The organism is Mycobacterium sp., from assembly GCF_049281135.1.
Lineage (GTDB): Bacteria > Actinomycetota > Actinomycetes > Mycobacteriales > Mycobacteriaceae > Mycobacterium.
In genome coordinates, this window is sequence record NZ_JBAPRN010000545.1 from 1 (window position 1) to 2,274 (window position 2,274).

General features: G+C 67.6%; 2 protein-coding genes. Both read right to left on the minus strand.

Going from position 1 to position 2,274, the window contains the following annotated elements:
- Positions 1-1,530 (minus strand): glycosyltransferase family 87 protein (locus tag WAN02_RS21345; protein ID WP_422266213.1); only part of this gene is annotated, 1,530 nt, incomplete at its 3' end.
- The coding region (locus tag WAN02_RS21350; RefSeq protein ID WP_422266214.1) for a penicillin-binding transpeptidase domain-containing protein at positions 1,527-2,274 on the minus strand (748 nt) is incomplete at its 5' end. The genes WAN02_RS21350 and WAN02_RS21345, both read right to left, overlap by 4 nt.

Sequence of the window (2,274 nt, forward strand, 5' to 3'; positions counted from 1 at the left end):
GTCGAACACCCCGCCCGCCGGATCGTCCACCCGGCCACCCCAGCGGACCAGATCTTCCTCGGGCCGGTAGATCTGCCGGACCACCAGCGCGCACAGCGCCAGCACCGCGACATCGCGCAGCAGCACCGTCGCGGTGAACCATTGTTGCGGCAGCCCACGATCGGGCACGCTGTAGAGGTAGTACATCCGCGGCACCCAGACCAGTGCGTCAATCGTCATCCACGCCAACAGGATCCGGCGGTGCGGCAGCGCCAGCACCGCCAGCGGCACCAGCCACAGCGAGAACTGCGGGCTCCACACCTTGTTGGTCAACAGAAACGCCACCACCACCAGCAGCGCCAGCTGCGCAATCCGCGGTCGCCGCGGGGCGGTCAGGGCGATGTAACCGATTGCGACACAGCACAACACGAACAGAGCCAGCACGACCTCGTTGAGATGCTCCGGCGGCTGCCAGAAGCCGAGGTCCGTGTCGAAACCCTGCCAGCCGGTGAACGACTTGACGACGCTGTACAGCGAATCCATGTCTTCGCCGCGACGGGCATTCAGCCGGAAGAACTCCGACCAGCCTCGCGGAAAGAGCACCAGCACCGGCAGGTTGACCAGCAACCAGGTCACCACCGTCGCAGCCGAGGTACGGGCCACCTCGCGAAACCGCCCGGTCCGGATGCCCAGCACCAGCAGGGGGCCCAGCAGCAGCACCGGATACAGCTTGGCCGCGACACCCAGACCGATCAGCACCCCGGCGAGCACCGGTCGCCGTCGCGCCCATGCCAACAGCCCACCCACCGCCAAAGCCGTTGCCAGCGCGTCGAAATTGGTGAAGATGTGAAAGATCACCAGCGGCGAGGCGCCCACCAGCGCGGCGTCCCAGACCCGTCGGCCGGCCAGCCCTGCGGTCGCCCACAGCGTCGCCAACCAGGCCAGTGCCAACCCGAGTGCGGCGACGTCGAAGAACACCACCACCTCGGCGACGACCGGTAGCGGAATCAACTTGCTGAAGGTGGTGTACGTCTTGGCCAACGCCATTGACACGTACTGGTACACCCCGGTGAGGACGGGATACTCCATGTAGCGCACCGCCGGCTGACCGTCGTAGCGGGTCTGCGGCTTGCCGGCGCCGTCCTTTTCGATCCAGCTCGACTTGTACGGAAAACGGCCCTCGCTCAACAACTCCGCGCCGTACAGCGGAACCGTGTCGGAGTAGCACAACTCGTAATAGGCCCGCTGATTCTGCCAGTTGGCGACCCGCTGATCGCCTGGTCCGGTCCCGATGGTCTGCAGGCACGGCGCTTTCGTCGACCAGCCAAGCGCCAGGAACACCAGCGCGATCAGAAACATCACTCGCAGCGGCGTCAGAACGGCGGTGCGACCGATGATCGCGTGCCGGCCAACCGGACCGCCGATGACATTCGACAGCGCCGCGCCCAGAAAGTCGGTGCGGCTAGGGCAATCACGGTCATCGGCGGAGCGCAGATCCCTGGCCAACCGCCGCGGCGAGATGTCGGCGCGATCCGTGTCGGCGAGGGTCACGGCGGGGGCGGCGGTCCCGGCTCGGGCGCTCCCGGCTGCGGTACTGGGGGAGCCGCCGGTCCGACGGGCACGGTGGTCGGCGGCCCGATCGGAATCGTGATGCCCGGCGCGATTTCCATCGTGGGCTGAATGACCGTCATCTGCGGCGGCTGCGGAGGTGGTGGCGGCGCGGCGGGCACACCGGCGGAGCCACCGATCTCGGTGGGCTTGGGGAAGGACTCATTGGTGGTGCCTTTGAGTGCGCCGTCCATCGTCGACTTCCAGATGTCCGACGGCAGACCCGACCCGTAGATCGCCCCGCCCCCCTTGGTCACCAGCGGCACATCGCCGCGCACGGTGCCGATCCACACCGCCGTCGACAGCGACGGGGTGTAGCCGACCATCCAGGCGTCCTTGTCGGCGTCGGTGTCACCCAGCTGGGTGGTACCGGTCTTGGACGCCGACGGCCGGCCGCCGGCCAGATTGTGTCCGCGCGAGTACCCCGCGATCGGCTGCATCGCCGACGTGACGTTGTCGGCGACGTCCTTGGGGATCCGCTGCTCACCGGAGTTGTCCGAGCTGGTCGCATCGAACAGCACCTTCCCGTCGGCGCTGACCACCTTCTGCACGAAGTGCGGCCGGTGATAGATGCCGGAGTCGGCCAGCGTCGCGTAGGCCGAGGCCATGTCGATCGCCCGGGTCTGGTACTGGCCCAACACAATTCCGTTGTTGGGCGGACCACCCTTGCCGTCCTCGGACAGGGTG